General features: G+C 71.5%; 15 protein-coding genes. 7 read left to right on the plus strand and 8 right to left on the minus strand.

Annotated features, from left to right (window positions below):
• Positions 1-310: 310 nt before the first annotated feature.
• Both gltB and GTY58_RS32200 read left to right on the plus strand, forming a co-directional pair.
• On the plus strand, positions 311-4,918 hold the full coding sequence (gltB, locus tag GTY58_RS32195) for a glutamate synthase large subunit (RefSeq protein ID WP_078234556.1): 4,608 nt from the start codon (positions 311-313) through the stop codon (positions 4,916-4,918).
• Entirely contained in the window at positions 4,911-6,371 is a 1,461-nt protein-coding gene (locus tag GTY58_RS32200) for a glutamate synthase subunit beta (protein ID WP_010987591.1), read from the plus strand. The genes gltB and GTY58_RS32200 overlap by 8 nt, the downstream gene beginning before the upstream one ends.
• 165 nt (positions 6,372-6,536) lie before the next feature.
• Here GTY58_RS32200 and GTY58_RS32205 read toward each other — a convergent pair whose 3' ends face one another.
• Positions 6,537-7,391, minus strand: a complete 855-nt coding sequence (locus tag GTY58_RS32205; protein ID WP_010987592.1) for a chitosanase — start codon at positions 7,389-7,391, stop codon at positions 6,537-6,539.
• 38 nt (positions 7,392-7,429) lie between these two features.
• Positions 7,430-8,296 carry a rhomboid family intramembrane serine protease gene (locus GTY58_RS32210; protein ID WP_242432305.1) on the minus strand — a complete coding sequence of 289 codons (867 nt, stop codon included), beginning with the start codon at positions 8,294-8,296 and terminating at the stop codon, positions 7,430-7,432.
• A gap of 245 nt (positions 8,297-8,541) precedes the next feature.
• Between GTY58_RS32210 and GTY58_RS32215 the strand changes: the two genes are divergently transcribed.
• Together GTY58_RS32215 and GTY58_RS32220 are read left to right on the plus strand one after the other, a co-directional pair.
• The gene (locus tag GTY58_RS32215) at positions 8,542-9,261 is read left to right on the plus strand and encodes a VWA domain-containing protein (RefSeq protein ID WP_010987594.1); all 720 of its coding nucleotides are present in this window, start codon (positions 8,542-8,544) and stop codon (positions 9,259-9,261) included.
• Complete coding sequence (locus GTY58_RS32220) at positions 9,258-9,836, plus strand: HutD family protein (RefSeq protein ID WP_042493807.1); 579 nt, start codon at positions 9,258-9,260, stop codon at positions 9,834-9,836. The genes GTY58_RS32215 and GTY58_RS32220 overlap by 4 nt, the downstream gene beginning before the upstream one ends.
• On the opposite strand, the gene GTY58_RS32225 is transcribed toward GTY58_RS32220, so the two are convergent.
• Both GTY58_RS32225 and GTY58_RS32230 read right to left on the minus strand, forming a co-directional pair.
• Complete coding sequence (locus tag GTY58_RS32225; protein WP_010987596.1) at positions 9,814-10,773, minus strand: acyl-CoA dehydrogenase family protein; 960 nt, start codon at positions 10,771-10,773, stop codon at positions 9,814-9,816. The two genes, GTY58_RS32220 and GTY58_RS32225, sit on opposite strands and share 23 nt — an antisense overlap.
• Positions 10,773-11,912: an acyl-CoA dehydrogenase family protein gene (locus tag GTY58_RS32230; protein WP_010987597.1), complete on the minus strand. Its 1,140-nt coding sequence runs from the start codon at positions 11,910-11,912 to the stop codon at positions 10,773-10,775. Before GTY58_RS32230 ends, GTY58_RS32225 begins: the two co-directional genes overlap by 1 nt.
• 60 nt (positions 11,913-11,972) lie before the next feature.
• Between GTY58_RS32230 and GTY58_RS32235 the strand changes: the two genes are divergently transcribed.
• Genes GTY58_RS32235 through GTY58_RS32245 form a run of 3 tightly spaced genes read left to right on the plus strand, consistent with a single transcriptional unit; the run spans position 11,973 to position 14,616 of the window.
• Positions 11,973-12,764 carry an SDR family oxidoreductase gene (locus GTY58_RS32235; protein ID WP_010987598.1) on the plus strand — a complete coding sequence of 264 codons (792 nt, stop codon included), beginning with the start codon at positions 11,973-11,975 and terminating at the stop codon, positions 12,762-12,764.
• Positions 12,765-12,793: 29 nt separating this feature from the next.
• Positions 12,794-13,432: a TetR/AcrR family transcriptional regulator gene (locus tag GTY58_RS32240; RefSeq protein WP_037646796.1), complete on the plus strand. Its 639-nt coding sequence runs from the start codon at positions 12,794-12,796 to the stop codon at positions 13,430-13,432.
• Positions 13,433-13,458: 26 nt separating this feature from the next.
• On the plus strand, positions 13,459-14,616 hold the full coding sequence (locus tag GTY58_RS32245) for an acetyl-CoA C-acetyltransferase (protein WP_010987600.1): 1,158 nt from the start codon (positions 13,459-13,461) through the stop codon (positions 14,614-14,616).
• Between the two features lie 38 nt (positions 14,617-14,654).
• Here the strand turns inward: GTY58_RS32245 and GTY58_RS32250 are convergent, their stop codons facing one another.
• The 4 genes from GTY58_RS32250 to GTY58_RS32265 are packed head-to-tail and all read right to left on the minus strand — an operon-like array spanning position 14,655 to position 18,053.
• Positions 14,655-15,713, minus strand: coding sequence for a nitronate monooxygenase (locus GTY58_RS32250; protein WP_010987601.1), 1,059 nt, complete (start codon positions 15,711-15,713; stop codon positions 14,655-14,657).
• Positions 15,713-16,453: a CoA-transferase gene (locus GTY58_RS32255; RefSeq protein ID WP_010987602.1), complete on the minus strand. Its 741-nt coding sequence runs from the start codon at positions 16,451-16,453 to the stop codon at positions 15,713-15,715. Before GTY58_RS32255 ends, GTY58_RS32250 begins: the two co-directional genes overlap by 1 nt.
• Entirely contained in the window at positions 16,450-17,298 is an 849-nt protein-coding gene (locus tag GTY58_RS32260) for a CoA-transferase (RefSeq protein ID WP_010987603.1), read from the minus strand. Before GTY58_RS32260 ends, GTY58_RS32255 begins: the two co-directional genes overlap by 4 nt.
• Positions 17,295-18,053 carry an enoyl-CoA hydratase family protein gene (locus tag GTY58_RS32265; RefSeq protein WP_010987604.1) on the minus strand — a complete coding sequence of 253 codons (759 nt, stop codon included), beginning with the start codon at positions 18,051-18,053 and terminating at the stop codon, positions 17,295-17,297. Before GTY58_RS32265 ends, GTY58_RS32260 begins: the two co-directional genes overlap by 4 nt.
• Positions 18,054-18,090 lie beyond the last annotated feature (37 nt).

Here is an 18,090-nt window from a genome sequence, read left to right on the forward strand (position 1 = left end):
CGCGGGCAATGAGGCCTGCGCCGCACTCAGCCGCGGCGGGCGACGTTGCCTGCCGCGCTCCGGGCCGACGGTCACTGATCTGTCCGCTTAGGTCCTCAATCTTCATCAATCTTCATCACCGTGCGCGGAACTCGTGCCGCAGCCCGGCGATGCCCTCGCCGCCAGCCACGGCGTCCGCATGTTGGAACGAAGTATCCGGTTCCCGAGAATCGCTCCATCATGTAACCTGCACGAAATTTTGCACTCCACAGCAGAGGGCCAACGTCGTCCCTCGGCACATGCATATGCCACGACGACGACGGGAGAGCCGATGCGTACGCCGCGCCAGCCGTCCCAGCACTCCACGAATGGCCAGAAGTGGTCCTTCATGGATGCTCGCCCTGCTGCGCAGGGTATGTACGACCCCCGCAACGAGCACGACGCCTGTGGCGTCGGTTTCGTGGCCACCCTCACCGGCGAGGCGAGCCACGCGCTGGTCGAGCAGGCGCTCACGGTGCTGCGCAACCTGGAGCACCGCGGTGCGACCGGCTCCGAACCCGACTCCGGCGACGGCGCGGGCATCCTGTCCCAGGTTCCCGACGCCTTCCTCCGGGAGGTGGCCGGTTTTGAACTGCCCGCCGCCGGTGCGTACGCGGTCGGCATCGCCTTCCTGCCCGAGGACGGCACGGACGAGGCCGTCTCACAGATCGAGACGATCGCCGGCGACGAGGGCCTGACGGTCCTCGGCTGGCGCGAGGTCCCGGTCGCCCCCGAGCTCCTCGGCGCCACCGCCCGCTCCACGATGCCCGCCTTCCGCCAGATCTTCGTGAGCGACGGACAGTCGCAGGGCATCGACCTGGACCGCAGGGCGTTCGTGCTGCGCAAGCGCGCCGAGCGCGAGGCCGGCGTCTACTTCCCGTCGCTGTCCGCCCGCACCATCGTCTACAAGGGCATGCTGACCACCGGCCAGCTGGAGCCCTTCTTCCCGGACCTGTCCGACCGCCGCTTCGCCTCCGCGATCGCGCTCGTGCACTCCCGGTTCTCCACGAACACCTTCCCGAGCTGGCCGCTCGCCCACCCGTACCGCTTCGTCGCGCACAACGGCGAGATCAACACGGTCAAGGGCAACCGCAACTGGATGGCGGCCCGCGAGTCCCAGCTCGTCTCCGAGAAGTTCGGCTCCGCCGGCAGCGGGGCCAAGGGACTGGAGCGGATCTTCCCGGTCTGCACGCCCGACGCCTCCGACTCGGCGTCCTTCGACGAGGTCCTTGAGCTGCTGCACCTCGGCGGCCGGTCCCTCCCGCACTCCGTGCTGATGATGATCCCGGAGGCGTGGGAGAACCACGACTCCATGGACGCGGCCCGCCGCGCCTTCTACCAGTTCCACGCCACGATGATGGAGCCCTGGGACGGCCCGGCCTGCGTCACCTTCACCGACGGCACCCAGGTCGGCGCGGTCCTCGACCGCAACGGTCTGCGCCCCGGCCGCTACTGGGTCACCGACGAGGGCCTGGTCGTCCTCGGCTCCGAGGTCGGCGTCCTCGACATCGACCCCGCCAGGGTCGTCCGCAAGGGCCGGCTTCAGCCGGGCCGGATGTTCCTCGTCGACACCGCCGAGCACCGCATCATCGAGGACGACGAGATCAAGGCCGGCCTCGCCGCCGAGAAGCCCTACGCCGACTGGCTGGAGGCCGGCGAGATCGAGCTGGAGGACCTCCCCGAGCGTGAGCACATCGTGCACACCCACGCCTCGGTCACCCGCCGCCAGCAGACCTTCGGCTACACCGAGGAGGAGCTGCGCGTCATCCTCGCGCCGATGGCCAAGGCCGGTGCCGAGCCGATCGGCTCGATGGGCACGGACTCGCCGATCGCCGCGCTGTCGGAGCGCCCGCGTCTGCTCTTCGACTACTTCACCCAGCTGTTCGCGCAGGTCACCAACCCGCCGCTGGACGCGATCCGCGAGGAACTCGTCACGTCCCTGCGCTCCTCCCTCGGCCCGCAGGGCAACCTGCTGGAGCCGACGGCCGCGTCCTGTCGTAGCGTCACCCTGCCTTTCCCGGTGATCGACAACGACGAGCTGGCCAAGCTCATCCACATCAACGCCGACGGCGACATGCCCGGCATGAAGGCCGCGACCCTGTCCGGCCTGTACCGGGTCTCCGGCGGCGGCGAGTCCCTCGCCGCGCGCATCGAGGAGATCTGCTCCGAGGCCGACGCCGCCATCGAGAACGGCGCCCGGCTGATCGTCCTGTCGGACCGCCACTCCGACGCCGAGCACGCGCCGATCCCGTCGCTGCTGCTCACCGCGGCCGTCCACCACCACCTCATCCGCACCAAGCAGCGCACCCAGGTGGGTCTGCTCGTCGAGGCCGGTGACGTCCGCGAGGTCCACCACGTCGCCCTGCTCATCGGCTTCGGCGCCGCGGCCGTCAACCCGTACCTCGCGATGGAGTCCGTGGAGGACCTCGTCCGCGCCGGTACGTTCCTGTCGGACATCGAGGCCGAGCAGGCCATCCGCAACCTGATCTACGCGCTGGGCAAGGGCGTCCTCAAGGTCATGTCCAAGATGGGCATCTCCACCGTCGCCTCCTACCGCGGCGCGCAGGTCTTCGAAGCGGTCGGTCTGGACGAGGAGTTCGTCAACAAGTACTTCAGCGGCACGGCGACGAAGATCGGCGGCGCCGGTCTCGACGTCATCGCCAAGGAGGTCGCCGCCCGCCACGCCAAGGCCTACCCGGCCTCCGGCATCGCGCCCGCGCACCGCGCCCTCGACATAGGCGGCGAGTACCAGTGGCGCCGCGAGGGCGAGCCGCACCTGTTCGACCCGGAGACGGTCTTCCGCCTCCAGCACTCCACGCGCTCGGGCAAGTACGACATCTTCAAGAAGTACACGGACCGGGTGAACGAGCAGTCCGAGCGCCTGATGACGCTGCGCGGCCTGTTCGGCTTCAAGTCGGGCCGCGAGCCGATCTCCCTCGACGAGGTCGAGCCGGTCAGCGAGATCGTCAAGCGGTTCTCGACCGGCGCCATGTCGTACGGCTCGATCTCCCGCGAGGCGCACGAGACCCTCGCCATCGCCATGAACCAGCTGGGCGGCAAGTCCAACACCGGTGAGGGCGGCGAGGACGCGGACCGCCTGTACGACCCGGCGCGCCGCTCGGCCATCAAGCAGGTCGCCTCCGGCCGCTTCGGTGTGACCTCCGAGTACCTGGTCAACGCGGACGACATCCAGATCAAGATGGCCCAGGGCGCCAAGCCCGGCGAGGGCGGTCAGCTGCCCGGCCACAAGGTGTACCCCTGGATCGCCAGCACCCGTCACTCGACCCCGGGTGTCGGCCTGATCTCCCCGCCGCCGCACCACGACATCTACTCCATCGAGGACCTGGCCCAGCTGATCCACGACCTGAAGAACGCGAACCCGCAGGCGCGGATTCACGTGAAGCTGGTCTCCGAGGTCGGCGTCGGCACGGTCGCCGCGGGTGTCTCCAAGGCCCACGCGGACGTCGTACTGATCTCCGGTCACGACGGTGGTACGGGCGCGTCGCCGCTGACGTCGCTCAAGCACGCCGGCGGTCCCTGGGAGCTGGGCCTCGCCGAGACCCAGCAGACGCTGCTGCTCAACGGCCTGCGCGACCGCATCGTCGTCCAGACCGACGGCCAGCTGAAGACCGGCCGTGACGTCGTCATCGCCGCGCTGCTCGGCGCCGAGGAGTTCGGTTTCGCGACCGCGCCGCTCGTCGTCTCCGGGTGCGTCATGATGCGCGTCTGCCACCTGGACACCTGCCCGGTCGGCATCGCCACCCAGAACCCGGTGCTCCGCGACCGGTTCACCGGCAAGGCCGAGTACGTCGTGAACTTCTTCAAGTTCATCGCCGAAGAGGTCCGCGAGATCCTCGCCGAGCTGGGCTTCCGCTCCATCGAGGAGGCCGTCGGCCACGCCGAGGCGCTCGACGTGGCCCGCGCGATCGAGCACTGGAAGGCGCAGGGCCTGGACCTGGCTCCGCTCTTCTACGTGCCCGAGCTGCCCGAGGGCGCGGCGCTCCACCAGGTCATCCAGCAGGACCACGGCCTGGAGAAGGCGCTCGACAACGAGCTGATCAAGCTCGCCGCCGACGCCCTGGCCGCGAACAGCGTGACCGACGCCCAGCCGGTCCGCGCCCAGGTCGCGATCCGCAACATCAACCGCACGGTCGGCACCATGCTCGGCCACGAGGTGACGAAGAAGTTCGGCGGCGCGGGTCTGCCCGACGACACCATCGACATCACCTTCACCGGCTCGGCGGGCCAGTCGTTCGGCGCGTTCCTGCCGCGCGGTGTCACGCTGCGCCTGGAGGGCGACGCCAACGACTACGTGGGCAAGGGCCTCTCCGGCGGCCGCGTGATCGTCCGTCCCGACCGGGGCGCCGACCACCTCGCCGAGTACTCGACGATCGCGGGCAACACCATCGCGTACGGCGCGACCGGCGGCGAGCTGTTCCTGCGCGGTCGTACGGGTGAGCGGTTCTGCGTCCGCAACTCCGGCGCGACGGTCGTGTCCGAGGGCGTGGGCGACCACGGCTGCGAGTACATGACCGGTGGCCGCGCGGTGGTCCTCGGCGAGACGGGCCGTAACTTCGCGGCCGGCATGTCCGGCGGCGTCGCGTACGTCATCGACCTCGACCGCGACAACGTCAACGTCGGCAACGCCGGCGCCGTCGAGGAGCTGACCGAGGACGACAAGCAGTGGCTGCACGACGTGGTGCGCCGCCACGCCGAGGAGACCGGCTCCACGGTCGCCGAGAAGCTCCTCGCCGAGTGGTCCGTCTCCGCGCAGCGCTTCAGCAAGATCATCCCCAGCACGTACAAGGCAGTGCTCGCCGCCAAGGACGCCGCCGAGCGAGCCGGTCTCACCGAGACCGAGATCACCGAGAAGATGATGGAGGCGGCGACCAATGGCTGATCCCAAGGGCTTCCTTACGCACGGCCGCGAGGTCGCCAGGACCCGTCCGGTCGAGGAGCGGGTCAAGGACTGGAACGAGGTCTACGTCCCCGGCTCGCTGCTGCCGATCATCTCGAAGCAGGCCGGCCGCTGCATGGACTGCGGCATCCCGTTCTGCCACAACGGCTGTCCGCTCGGGAACCTGATCCCCGAGTGGAACGACTACGCCTACCGCGAGGACTGGACCTCCGCGTCCGAGCGGCTGCACGCCACGAACAACTTCCCGGAGTTCACGGGCCGCCTGTGCCCCGCTCCGTGCGAGTCGGCGTGCGTGCTGGGCATCAACCAGCCCGCGGTGACCATCAAGAACGTCGAGGTCTCCATCATCGACAAGGCGTGGGACACCGGCGACGTCAAGCCGCAGGCCCCCGAGCGCCTGTCGGGCAAGACGGTCGCGGTCGTCGGGTCCGGCCCCGCCGGTCTCGCCGCCGCCCAGCAGCTGACCCGGGCCGGTCACACGGTCGCGGTGTACGAGCGCGCGGACCGCATCGGCGGCCTCCTGCGCTACGGCATCCCCGAGTTCAAGATGGAGAAGCGGCACATCAACCGCCGTATCGAGCAGATGCGCGCGGAGGGCACCAAGTTCCGCACGGGTGTCGAGATCGGCCGCGACATCGACGCCGCGAAGCTGCGCAGGCGCTACGACGCGGTGGTCGTCGCCGCGGGGTCCACGACCGCCCGTGACCTCCCGGTCCCCGGCCGTGAGCTCAAGGGCGTCTACCAGGCGATGGAGTACCTGCCCCTGGCCAACAAGGTGCAGGAGGGCGACTTCGTGGCCCCGCCGATCACCGCCGAGGGCAAGCACGTCGTCGTGATCGGCGGCGGTGACACGGGCGCGGACTGCGTGGGCACCGCCCACCGTCAGGGCGCGGCCTCGGTCACGCAGCTGGAGATCCTGGCGAAGCCGGGCGAGGAGCGCGCCGCGCACCAGCCCTGGCCGACGTTCCCGATGCTCTACAAGGTCACCTCCGCGCACGAGGAGGGCGGCGAGCGGGTCTACTCCGTCAGCACCACCCACTTCGAGGGCGACGAGGACGGCAACGTCCAGTGGCTGCACCTGGTCGAGGTCGAGTTCGTCGACGGCAAGCTGACCCAGAAGCCGGGCACGGAGCGCAGGATCCCGGCGCAGCTGGTGACGCTGGCGATGGGCTTCACGGGCACGGACCAGGACAACGGACTGGTCACCCAGTTCGGCCTGGGCCTCGACGAGCGCGGCAACATCGCGCGCGACGCGGACTTCCAGACCAACGTCCCCGGTGTCTTCGTCGCGGGCGACGCGGGCCGCGGCCAGTCCCTGATCGTCTGGGCCATCGCGGAGGGCCGCTCGGCCGCCAAGGGCGTCGACCGCTTCCTCACCGGCGCGAGCGAACTGCCGGCGCCGATCCGTCCCACGGACCGCTCGCTGATGGTCTGACGGCCCCGAACGTGACCTGAGGGTCACGCACATACGTCCCGCACAAAGGCGTGCGGAACACAGACGGCGCCTGCCCGCCAGTCCCCGACCGGACGACTGGGCAGGCGCCGCCGCATGTCCGCGAGGTGAACCGGGACCTGCCAGGTCAGGGGGCGTACGGAGGCATCACGGCACCCGGTACCGCTCCCCGTACACCCGCCACTCCAGCGGCGTGCGCAGGTCCAGGTTGCCGTCGTACAGGAACCGCCGCTGGGCCGTGTCGATGCGGGTCGTGTCGTGGTGGGACTTCTCGGACTTCATCACCGTGCGGCGCACGTCCAGGAAGGCGTCCAGGTACCTCGTCTCGGAGCCGCCCTCCGCGGGGGTGTCCGCCTCCCGCAGGGCCCGGGCGCGGATGCCCTGGAGACTGTGCGGGTCGGTGCCCGGGCCGTGGACGACCATCGCGTCGTAGTAGATGAACTGGCCGAGCGCGCCCAGGCCGTCGTGCCGGGCGAGACGGACGGCCGGGTCGAAGTAGACGCGGTCGCGTTCCGCGTCCTGGGCCGCGCGGAAGGCCGCGACGCCGGCCTCCGCCCGCCACGCCGCCGTGAACGCCCGGCCCAGGCCCGCGTGGGAGTCCGTGCCGTCCACCGCGCGCAGCGCGGGAAGGAAGCGGGCCAGGCCGTTGCCGGGGTGGTCCTTCGTGTAGCGCTCGACCAGGGTGAGCAGATCGTGCGTGCCGGTGCAGAAGCCGATGACGCCCGCCGTGTAGCCCCGGCCGTCACCGATGTCCTCGACGTAGCCGTAGGCGCTGCGCCAGTCCAGGGTGGAGTTCTCCGCGCTCGCCACGATCTCCTGCGCCAGCTCCTTCTTGGCGGGGGCGTTCAGGCCCTGCGCGCTCGCGGAGGACTGCCGCGACGGGGGCTTGGGGCTCTCGGTCCTGTCCGGGTCCGAGGGCGCGAGGCCGAAGAGGTAGACCGCCGTCGCCGCGGCGACGGCGGCGGGGACGGCCGTGAGCAGCAGGAGAGCGGCACGTTTCATGGCGTTCAGCGTACGGGCGCGGGTATCCGCTCAGCCCGTCAGCCCGTCAGCCCGGACACCTTCCCCACCGTCAGGACCAGCAGGAGCGCCAGCAGGCCCACGCACGCGGCCGCCTGGAGCAGACCGCGCCGGGGGCCGCGCGGTACGTACGCGTACGCCAGCGTGACCAGGCCGCCCGCCAGCAGTCCGCCGAGGTGGCCCTGCCAGGACGTGAGGCCCGCCGAGATCAGCAGCCACAGCAGCAGACCCGCGATGAAGCGGTTGACGGCGCGCATGTCGGCGCCCAGGCGGCGGGCCATCACGTAGTACGCGGCGCCCAGACCGAAGATCGCCCCCGAGGCGCCGACCGTGGGGGTGTCGGGCGCGATCAGCAGCACCAGCACCGAGCCGCCGAGCGCCGACAGCAGATAGAGGGCGAGGAAGCGGACACGGCCGAGCTGGGCCTCCACCACCCGGCCCAGGTTCCACAGCGACACCATGTTCATCACGATGTGCAGGATCCCGAACGTGCCCTCGGTGGGCGGCAGATGCAGGAACGCGCCGGTCAGCAGCCGCTCCCACTCCCCGCCCACGACACCCTCCGCGTGGAAGGACGAGGGGTACGGGTCCTGCCACAGGTAGTGCCCGCCGTCCGGCCCGGCAAGACCCGCGCCCAGCATCTGGAACCGGTCCACGAGCGCCGGCCGCAGCACCTCGCCCAGGTAGGCCAGCACATTGAGGCCGATCAGTACGTACGTCACCAGGGGGGCCGTCGTGATCCGCCCGCCGAAGGCCGTGCGGGCCTGCCGTACCGACCGCGCGCCTTCCTTCACGCACTCCACGCATTGATGACCGACGGACGCCTCCCGCATGCAGTCCGGGCAGATGTACCGGTCGCACCGGATGCAGCGGACGTGCGACTCCACCTTGGGATGGCGGTAGCAGGTGGTGACAGCGGAGTCGGCGGACTCAGGTGACTCGGGGGAGTCCGGGGTCTCGGGTGACTCCGGGGACTTGGGTTCCACAGCCGGCTCCTCGAAGGGGTGCGGACGGACGATGAGCCGGTGGGGGTCGGCGGCGAACAAAATAGCGAACTCCGGGGACAGTGATCGACGAGGGGCAGCTGTGACATACCCTCGGCACTCCCGTCACCGCCCTGAAGGGAGCCCGCATGGCCGCGATCAGCCTCGCCAAGGTGGAGGAGACCGCGCCCGCGCTGGTCAGCCTGTACAAGAGCGCCGGGGTGTCCCTGCACAAGCACGGCCTTGACGGTCAGCGGGCCGCCGTCTATCTCGTGGTCGACTACTCGGGGTCGATGAGGCCGTATTACAAGGACGGCAGTGTGCAGGCGCTCACCGACCGGGTGCTCGGTCTGTCGGCGCACCTCGACGACGACGGGACCGTGCCGGTCGTCTTCTTCTCCACGGACATCGATGCCGTCACGGACATCGCGCTCGCCGACCACCAGGGCCACATCGAGCTGATCGTGGCCGGACTCGGACACATGGGCAAGACCAGCTATCACCTGGCCATGGACGCCGTCATCGACCACTACCTCGACAGCGGTTCCAAGGACCCCGCCTTCGTCGTCTTCCAGACGGACGGTGGGCCCACCAGCAAGCCGGCCGCCGAACGGTACTTGTGCAAGGCCGCCGAGCTGCCCCTGTTCTGGCAGTTCATCGGGTTCGGGGACCCGGGAAGCCGACAGTTCGAATTCCTGCGCAAGCTGGACGAGTTGGCGGTTCCGCACAAGCGGGTGGTGGACAACGCCGGGTTCTTCCACGCCGGTACGGATCCGCGGAAGGTGTCCGACGGCGAGCTGTACGACCGACTGGTGGGCGAGTTCCCCCAGTGGCTGGCGGCCGCCCGCACCCACGGGATCGTCCGGTGACCGTCCTGCTTCCCGCCGCCGAACGCGTGGCCGTGGCCTGGAAGAACGGCGGCGGGGTGACCCGCGAGATCGCCGCCGCGCCGCCCGGTGCGGACATGGCCGCCTTCGCCTGGCGCGTCAGCCTCGCCGAGGTCGCCGCGGACGGGCCGTTCTCCGCGTTTCCCGAGGTGGAGCGGACCCTCACCCTCGTCGAGGGCGCCGGCATGGACCTGACGGTGGGCGGGCGGCGGCGGCTCGTCGACACGCGGTACGTGCCCCAGGACTTCCCCGGTGACGTGCCCACCGACTGCCGGCTGCTCGGCGGCCCCGTCGTGAACCTCAACGTGATGTGGCGCAGGGGCGGCGCGGCCCCGACCGTCGCCGTCGTACGCGGCCGGCTGCGCCTGCCCGCGGCGCCCGCCCTGGTGGTCGCCCTCGACGGGGGCGCGGACCTGGCCGGGGTGCGGCTCGGCCGCTACGACGCCCTGTTGCTGACCGGCGAGGACACCGTGCTGCACGCACACGGGCCGACGGCGGTCGTCGGACTCACCCCCGCCCGGGGGCTCGCGGCCCTCACGCACGACGAGCGGCACTGAGGACATCGGCACTGAGGACGTCGGCCCGGCACTCGGCCGGCGAGCCCCACGCCGTGCGCAGCGCACGGGCCTTGGTCAGCCACAGGGAGAGGTCGTACTCGGCGGTGTAGCCGATCGCGCCGTGCAGCTGGAGCGCGGTGCGGGCGGTCGCGTACGCCGCCTCGCAGGCCGCGGCCTTGGCGGCGGCCACGTCCCGGGGAGCCAGTGTCACCGCGGCTCCGAAGAGCAGCGGGCGCGCGAACTCCAGGGCGGTCTTCGCGTCGGCCAGTCGGTGCTTGACCGCCTGGAACGAACCGGTGGGAACACCGAACTGGACGCGCCGCGTGACATGGGTGACCGTGCGGTCGAGGAGGGCGAGACCGACGCCGAGGGCCTGGGCGGCGGTGGCGAGGCGGGCCCAGTCGAACGCGTGCCCCGGCACCCGCGAGGAGATCCGTTCGCCGCCGGGCAGGGGCGTGGTGATCCGGCGGCCTGGATCGAGCGACGGCCGTACGTCCGCGACGCCCGGCGCGAGCCACAACTCCCCGCCCCGCACGGCGAGCACGACGTCCGCGGCGTCCCCGTCCAGCGCGTACGGAGCGCCCACCGTGGCCACGGTCTCGCCCGCCGCCAGCCCCGGAAGCAGCCGCTTGGCCGGACCCGGCTCGGGCAGCGCGGCCAGCAGCGCCGCCGCCAGCACCGTCTCCACCACCGGACCCGGCACCGCATGCCGCCCCAGCTCCACGAACGCCACGGCCAGGTCCACCGGCAGCGGACCCATGCCCTCGTACGCCTCGGGCACCGCCGGCGCGAAGACGCCCGCCTCCGCGATCCGGGACCACAGGGCGCGCCGGGCCGTGTGGTCGCCGCGGATGACCGAGGGGGTGTCGGCGGCCGTCAGCATCGCGTCCAGGGAGCGGGCGAAGTCCCGCTGCTGCGGCGACAGCAGAAAACGCATCAGCGGCGCCCCTTCGGCAGGCCGAGCAGACGCTCGGCGACGATGTCGCGCTGGATTTCGTTCGTGCCCGCGTAGATGGGGCCTGCCAGGGCGAAGACATAGCCCTCCGCCCAGTCGGTGTCCGCGAGCTCCCCGTCCCGGCCGAGGAGATCGAGGGCCGTCTCGTGCAGCGCGATGTCGTACTCGGACCAGAAGACCTTGTTCAGGCTGGACTCCGGGCCGATGGGCTCGCCGTCCAGGAACCGGGCCGCGGCCGCGTAGGCGAACAGCTGGTAGGCGCGGGCGCCGATCACCGCGTCCGCCACCCGCTCACGCTCCTGCGACGGGCTGCCCCGCCCGCGCCAGAGCTCCACCAGCCGGTCGGCGGCGGCGAGGAAGCGGCCGGGGGAGCGGAGGGTGAGGCCCCGTTCGTTGCCCGCCGCGGACATCGCGATCCGCCAGCCCTGCCCCGGCTCGCCGATCACGTCCTCGTCGGGGACGAACACGTCGTCCAGGAAGATGTCGGCGAAGGCCGGTTTGCCGTCCAGGCGCCCGATCGGGCGGACCGTGACGCCCGGGGCACGCAGGTCGAACATCAGATACGTGAGGCCCTGATGGGGCTTCGGGGTGCGCGGCTCGCTGCGGAAGAGGCCGAACGCGCGATCCGCGAACGCCGCCCGCGACGACCACGTCTTCTGCCCGTTCACCAGCCAGCCGCCCTCGGTGCGCACGGCCTTCGAGGTGAGCGAGGCGAGATCCGAGCCCGCCCCGGGCTCGGACCACGCCTGCGCCCAGATCACCTCGCCGGTGGCCATCGGCGGCAGCACACGCGCGCGTTGCTCCTCGGTGCCGTGGTCGAAGAGCGTGGGGGCGAGGAGGCTGATGCCGTTCTGGCCGACGCGGCCCGGCGCGCCCGCCGCGTAGTACTCCTCCTCGAACACCAGCCACCGCAGGAGCCCGGCGTCCCGCCCGCCGTACGCGGCCGGCCACGACACCACCGACCAGCGGTCCGCGGCCAGCTCCGCCTCCCACGCGCGGTGCGCCCCGAAGCCCTCCTCGGTCTCCAGGGAGGGCAGCGGGACGGCCGGAACGTGCGCGGCGAGCCAGGCCCGGGCCTCGGTACGGAACGCCTCGTCGGCGGGGGAGTGCGTCAGGTCCACGGGCGGCACCCTTCGGAAACGGCCTTCCCTAACAAGTGTTTGGTAGGTTAGCGTGGGGCCATGACAGACGTCGAGGCCCCGGTGTACGTGTCCGGGCACGGCCTGCTCCAGGGGCGCACGGCCGTCGTCACGGCGGCGGCGGGCGCGGGGATCGGCGGGGCGACCGCCCGCCGGTTCCTGGAGGAGGGCGCGCGCGTACTGATCAGCGACGCGCACACCCGGCGCCTCAAGGAGTACGAGGCGGAGCTGGCCCGGGAGTTCGAGGGCGCGGCCGTCGCCGCGCTGCCGTGCGACGTGACGGACGAGGACCAGGTGCGGGCCCTCTTCGACACAGCCGTCCGACTGCACGGCGGACTCGACATAGTCGTCAACAACGCCGGTCTGGGCGGCACTTCGGACCTGGTCGACATGACGGACGAGCAGTGGTCGAACGTACTCGACGTCACGCTGAACGGGACGTTCCGGTGCACCCGCGCGGCCCTGCGCCTCCTCAGGGAGCAGCCCGGCGGCGGAGTGATCGTCAACAACGCGTCCGTCGTCGGCTGGCGCGCCCAGGCGGGGCAGGCCCACTACGCGGCGGCGAAGGCGGGCGTGATGGCCCTGACCCGGTGCGCGGCCATGGAGGCGGCCGGGTACGGGGTCCGGGTGAACGCCGTGGCGCCGAGCCTCGCCATGCACCCGCACCTGGTGAAGGTGACGACCCCCGAACTGCTGGAGGAACTGACCGGGCGGGAGGCCTTCGGGCGGTACGCCGAGCCCTGGGAGGTGGCCAACGTGATCGTGTTCCTGGCGTCCGGCTATTCCTCGTACCTGACGGGCGAGGTCGTCTCCGTCAGCAGCCGGCATGCCTAGGGGCAGGTACGAAGGACCACAATGGATCTGTGCCTACCAAGAAGAACCCCCAGGTGACCGCCGCACCGGAGCGCCGCCGCGAACTCCTCGACACCGCAGCCGAGGTCTTCGCCGAGCAGGGCTACAACGCCACCACCGTACGCAAGATCGCGGACCATGCCGGCATGCTCGCGGGCAGCCTCTACTACCACTTCGACTCCAAGGAATCGATGCTGGAGGAGATCCTGCGGACCTTCCTCGACGAGCTCTGGGACGGCTACGACACCGTCCTGGACGCCGAACTCGGGCCGCGCGAAACCCTGGAGGCGCTGGTCACCGAGTCCTTCCGGGAGATCGACCGGCACCGTGCGGCCGTCGCGATCTACCAGAAGGAGTCGAGGCAACTCGTGGCGCAGGAGCGGTTCGCGTTCCTCGCCGAGTCGCAGCGCAGGTTCGAGAAGGCGTGGCTGGCCACGCTGGAGCGCGGGGTCGCCGCCGAGGTGTTCCGGGCCGACCTCGACATCCGGCTCACCTACCGGTTCGTACGCGACACGGTGTGGGTCGCCGCGTCCTGGTACCGGCCCGGTGGACAGCACCGCCCGGAGGAGATCGCCCGGCAGTACCTGTCGATGGTCCTCGACGGGATCGCCGTCCGTACGTCGCCCCTCACGTTGCCCGTCCGTACATAACCCACTGGTGAGTCCGGGGAGTTGCCATGGCCGAGGCCTACATCGTCGAAGCGGTCCGTACGCCCGTCGGGCGGCGCCGGGGAGGGCTGGCCGGGGTGCACCCGGCGGACCTGGGCGCGCACGCGCTGACGGCGCTGGTCGCACGCTCCGGCATCGATCCCGCCGCCGTCGAGGACGTGGTCTTCGGCTGCCTGGACACGGTCGGACCGCAGGCCGGCGACATCGCCCGCACGTGCTGGCTGGCCGCCGGACTGCCCGAGGAGGTGCCGGGCGTGACGGTCGACCGGCAGTGCGGATCCTCCCAGCAGGCCGTGCACTTCGCGGCACAGGCCGTGCTGTCCGGCACGCAGGACCTGGTGGTGGCGGGCGGGGTGCAGAACATGTCGCAGATACCCATCGCCTTCGCCTCCCGGCAGGCCGCCGAGCCGCTCGGGCTGACCCAGGGGCCCTTCGCGGGCAGCGAGGGATGGCGGGCGCGCTACGGGGACCTGCCCGTCAACCAGTTCCACGGCGCCGAACTGATCGCCGCGAAATGGGGGATCACCCGGCGTGACCAGGAGGAGTTCGCGCTGCGCTCGCACCGGCGGGCCGTCCGCGCGAGCGACGAGGGACGCTTCGACCGGGAGACCGTGGCGTACGGGAAGGTCACGGCCGACGAAGGGCCGCGCCGGGACACCTCGCTGGAGAAGATGGCCGCGCTGGCGCCCGTGATCGAGGGCGGCACCATCACCGCCGCCTGTTCCTCGCAGGTCTCCGACGGCGCGGCCGCGATGCTGCTGGCCTCGGAGCGGGCGCTGCGCGAGCACGGGCTGACCCCGCGTGCCCGCGTCCACCATCTGTCCGTGCGGGGCGAGGACCCGATCCGTATGCTGTCGGCGCCGATTCCGGCGACCGCGCACGCCCTGAAGAAGACCGCGCTGGCCATCGACGACATCGACCTCGTCGAGATCAACGAGGCCTTCGCGCCGGTCGTGCTGGCCTGGCTCAAGGAGACGGGCGCCGACCCGGAGAAGGTCAACGTCAACGGCGGCGCGATCGCCCTCGGACATCCGCTCGGCGCCACGGGCGTGCGGCTGATGACCACGCTGCTGCACGAACTGGAGCGCACCGGCGGCCGGTTCGGCCTCCAGACGATGTGCGAGGGCGGCGGCCAGGCGAACGTGACGATCATCGAGCGGCTCTGACGATCACTGAGCGCCCCGTCTCAGGGCGGCTCTGACGATCACCGAGCGGCCCTGAGACGCTCCAGGCCTTTGAGTGTCCGTTCCGCCTCGGCCATGATCCGCTCCACCAGTTCCGCGCACGACGGCAGGTCGTCGATCACCCCGGCGACCTGCCCCGAGGCCATCACCCCCAGATCCGTCCGCCCGTCCACCATTGAGGACCTGAGCAGCATCGGCGTGTTCGCGGCGAGCAGGACCTGGCTCCAGGTCAGTTCCTTGCCGTGCTTCATGGCGAGCCCGTCGCGGATCATCCGGGACCACGTCAGGCCCGACAGCTTCCGGAAGCCCGCCGCCCCGCGCACCGCCCGGACCAGCGCCCTCGTACGGCCAGCGGTCTCCAGGGAGCCGACGAACGGCGTGCGCAGCATGCGGTGCGGCAGGCCGTCCACGGCCGTCGTCACCGTGACGTCCTTGACGGTCGCCGCCAGATACGCCGCCTTCACCGCGTCCGGGACCGTCGAGTCCGAGGTCAGCAGGAACCGGGTGCCCATGGCGACGCCCGCCGCGCCGTACGCCAGCGCGGCGACCAGCCCCCGCCCGTCGTGGAAGCCGCCCGCCGCCACCACGGGCAGGTCGACGGCGTCCACCACCTGCGGCAGCAGTACGCTCGTCGCCACCTCGCCCGTGTGCCCGCCGCCCTCCCCGCCCTGCACGATCACCGCGTCCGCACCCCAGGCGGCCACCTTCTCGGCGTGCCGCCGGGCACCGATGGACGGGATGACGACGACACCCGCGTCCTTCAGCTCGGCGATCAGCTCACGGGAGGGGGCGAGGGCGAACGATGCCACCCGCACCCCTTCCTCCACGATGATCCGCACCCGCTCGCCCGCGTCCCCGGCGTCCGCGCGTAGATTCACCCCGAACGGCGCGTCCGTACGGGACCGCACCTCCCGTACCGCGTCCCGCAGCCGGCCGGGGGTCATGGTCGCGGAGGCCAGAATGCCCAGCGCACCCGCGTTCGCCGTGGCCGAGACCAGACGGGGACCCGCCACCCATCCCATGCCGGTCTGTACGACGGGATGGCGGACCCCGACCAGACGGGTGAGCGCGGTGTCCATCAGGTCCGCACCTCACGGTCGCGGCTGTTGCCCGGGTCGATGACCTCCCGGATCAACCGCAGCTCCGCCGGCGTCGGTTCACGGGTGAACGGCACACCGTCAGGGACCGTCAGCTCGAATCCGGTCGCCGCCCGCACCTGCTCCACCGTGACCCCCGGATGCAGCGAGGCCAGCCGCATCGAGTGGTCGGGGGTCGCGAAATCGAAGACCCCGAGGTCGGACACCACCCGGGGGATGTGGTGGAAACGGGCCGTGCCGGGGTGCTCGGCCGCACGGTCGTAGCCGACGCCGCACACCATGTCGACCCGCTCGACGAACACGCGCTTCGAGTGCCTCGGGATCCAGTAACTGGTCGGATTGTTCAGGGTGTTGACCGGTGCGCCGCGCACCCCGAGCAGCTGTCGCGCGGGGGCGGCCCAGTCGCCGATGCAGGAGATGTTCTGGTTGCCGAAGCGGTCGATCTGGCTCGCGCCCATCATCACGTGCCGCCGGCCGGTCGTGACGAGGGCCAGATGCTGCCGGTACGGCAGCCAGCCCTCCGGTGTGCCGTCCGGGCCGACGAGCAGCGCCTCGCCGTCGGTCAGCAGCAGGTCCGGCGAGAAGGTGCGCCGGGCGAGCCGCGCGCCGACGGACGGGACCGGGCCCATGGGGGCGGCGAGGATCTCCCCGGCGTCCCGCCAGGCCTCGGCGCAGGCGATCACGCAGTGCTCGGCGCGGGTGGCGGTCCTGGAGAGGGTCATATCCGCTCCTTGCGCCAGTCCTGGACCGCGGACCGGTAGGCCGGTTCGCCGCCGCCGAGGAACCGCTCGGCGAACTCCGGCCACGGCGTGGTCGCGTAGTACCTCTGGAGGGCCTCGTCCCGGCCGTAGTCGGGTACGCAGGAGGTGAAGTCCGCGCCGTTCGGCGCCTCCACGACGCCCGTCACCGTGTGCCGCTTCACCAGGAGCGTCTGCGGTGCCGCCTCCTTCGTCAGCTCCGCCGTGTCGACGACCCGCTCGCAGGAGACGTACGCCGTGTCGGCCGCCTCGCAGAACAGGTCGTCGAAGTACGGGTCCGGGCCCAGGTACTGGCCGTTGCCGAGGCGGTCCGCGCGGTTCAGATGCACCAGCGCCGCGTCCAGCCGCAGGGCGGGCATCGCGACGAAGGTCTCCCCGTCAACGTACGGCGAAGTGATCGTCCGCAGGCCGGGGTTGACCCGCATCACGTCGGAGCCGATGCCCGCCCGCACCGGCAGAAAGGGGAGCCGACCGGCCGCCGCGCGCAGTCCCCACAGGAACATCGCCTCGTCGATCTCCATCAGCTCCAGCGCCCCGCGCTCGCGTGCCGCGCGGTAGTGCGGTTCGAGCGGGATCGAGTCGAGGGTCACGAAGGCGGCGACCAGTTTCCGTATCCGCCCGGCGGCCGCGAGCATGCCGACGTCCGGGCCGCCGCACGAGACGACGGTGAGATCGGTGATCCCGGAGCGGAGCAGTGCTCGCACCAGGGCCATCGGCTTGCGGCGCGAACCCCAGCCGCCGATGCCGAGGGTCATACCGCTCCGCAGGCGGGAGACGGCCTCGTCGGCGGTCATGGTCTTGTCACTCACCTGGGCACCTGCCCTTCCGAAGGCTTCCCGAACGTGTCGCGGACGCGGTCGGCGACCCCGTCGAGGCCGGCCTCGAAGGTGAAGCCCTGCTCGAAGCGGTAGCTGCGGCGCACGTCCACCGGGTCGATCCCGTTGATGGCGGCCTTCGCGAGCCGCAGCAGCCGGCCGTCCTTGGCGGCGATCTCGCGGGCCAGCTCCAGCGCCGCTCCGTGGAGTTCCGCGCGCGGTACGACCTTCCAGACCGAGCCGTGCGCCCGCAGTTCGGCCGCCGTCGCCGTCCGCGACGTGTAGTAGAGGGCGCGCATCAGGTGCTGGGGGACCAGCCGCGCGAGATGCGTGGCCGCACCCAGCGCCCCGCGGTCCAGCTCGGGGAGCCCGAACGAGGCGTCGTCGCTCGCCACGATCGCGTCCGCGTTCCCCGCCAGGCCTATGCCGCCGCCCAGACAGAACCCCTGCACCGCCGCGACGACGGGCACCTCGCACTCGTACACCGCCGCGAACGCCTCGAAGCAGCCGCGGTTGGCGCCGATCAGGGCGCTGTGGCCGTTCGCCTGTAGCTCCTTGATGTCCACGCCCGCGTTGAACCCCCGCCCCTCGGCGGCCAGTACGACACAGCGGACCCGGGGGTCGCGGCCCGCCGCCCGTACGGCGTCGGCCAGGTCCTGCCAGCCGGTCACCGGCAGTGCGTTCACCGGCGGGAAGTCGACCGTGACGACGGCGATCCCCTTTTCCGGGAACGAGGTGGAGACAGTCATGGAAGCATCAGCTACCTTTCCACCAAACGTTTGTTAG

The sequence above is a fragment of the Streptomyces sp. SID5469 genome (assembly GCF_009862865.1).
GTDB classification, from domain to species: Bacteria; Actinomycetota; Actinomycetes; order Streptomycetales; family Streptomycetaceae; genus Streptomyces; species Streptomyces avermitilis.

Excerpts from the sequence above, each read along its gene's own strand:
- gltB (WP_078234556.1), top strand. The coding sequence starts at position 311 with ATGCGTACGCCGCGCCAGCCGTCCCAGCACTCCACGAATGGCCAGAAG.
- GTY58_RS32200 (WP_010987591.1), top strand. The coding sequence starts at position 4,911 with ATGGCTGATCCCAAGGGCTTCCTTACGCACGGCCGCGAGGTCGCCAGG.
- GTY58_RS32205 (WP_010987592.1), bottom strand. The coding sequence starts at position 7,391 with ATGAAACGTGCCGCTCTCCTGCTGCTCACGGCCGTCCCCGCCGCCGTC.
- GTY58_RS32215 (WP_010987594.1), top strand. The coding sequence starts at position 8,542 with ATGGCCGCGATCAGCCTCGCCAAGGTGGAGGAGACCGCGCCCGCGCTG.
- GTY58_RS32225 (WP_010987596.1), bottom strand. The coding sequence starts at position 10,773 with ATGCGTTTTCTGCTGTCGCCGCAGCAGCGGGACTTCGCCCGCTCCCTG.
- GTY58_RS32235 (WP_010987598.1), top strand. The coding sequence starts at position 11,973 with ATGACAGACGTCGAGGCCCCGGTGTACGTGTCCGGGCACGGCCTGCTC.
- GTY58_RS32245 (WP_010987600.1), top strand. The coding sequence starts at position 13,459 with ATGGCCGAGGCCTACATCGTCGAAGCGGTCCGTACGCCCGTCGGGCGG.
- GTY58_RS32250 (WP_010987601.1), bottom strand. The coding sequence starts at position 15,713 with ATGGACACCGCGCTCACCCGTCTGGTCGGGGTCCGCCATCCCGTCGTA.
- GTY58_RS32255 (WP_010987602.1), bottom strand. The coding sequence starts at position 16,453 with ATGACCCTCTCCAGGACCGCCACCCGCGCCGAGCACTGCGTGATCGCC.
- GTY58_RS32265 (WP_010987604.1), bottom strand. The coding sequence starts at position 18,053 with ATGACTGTCTCCACCTCGTTCCCGGAAAAGGGGATCGCCGTCGTCACG.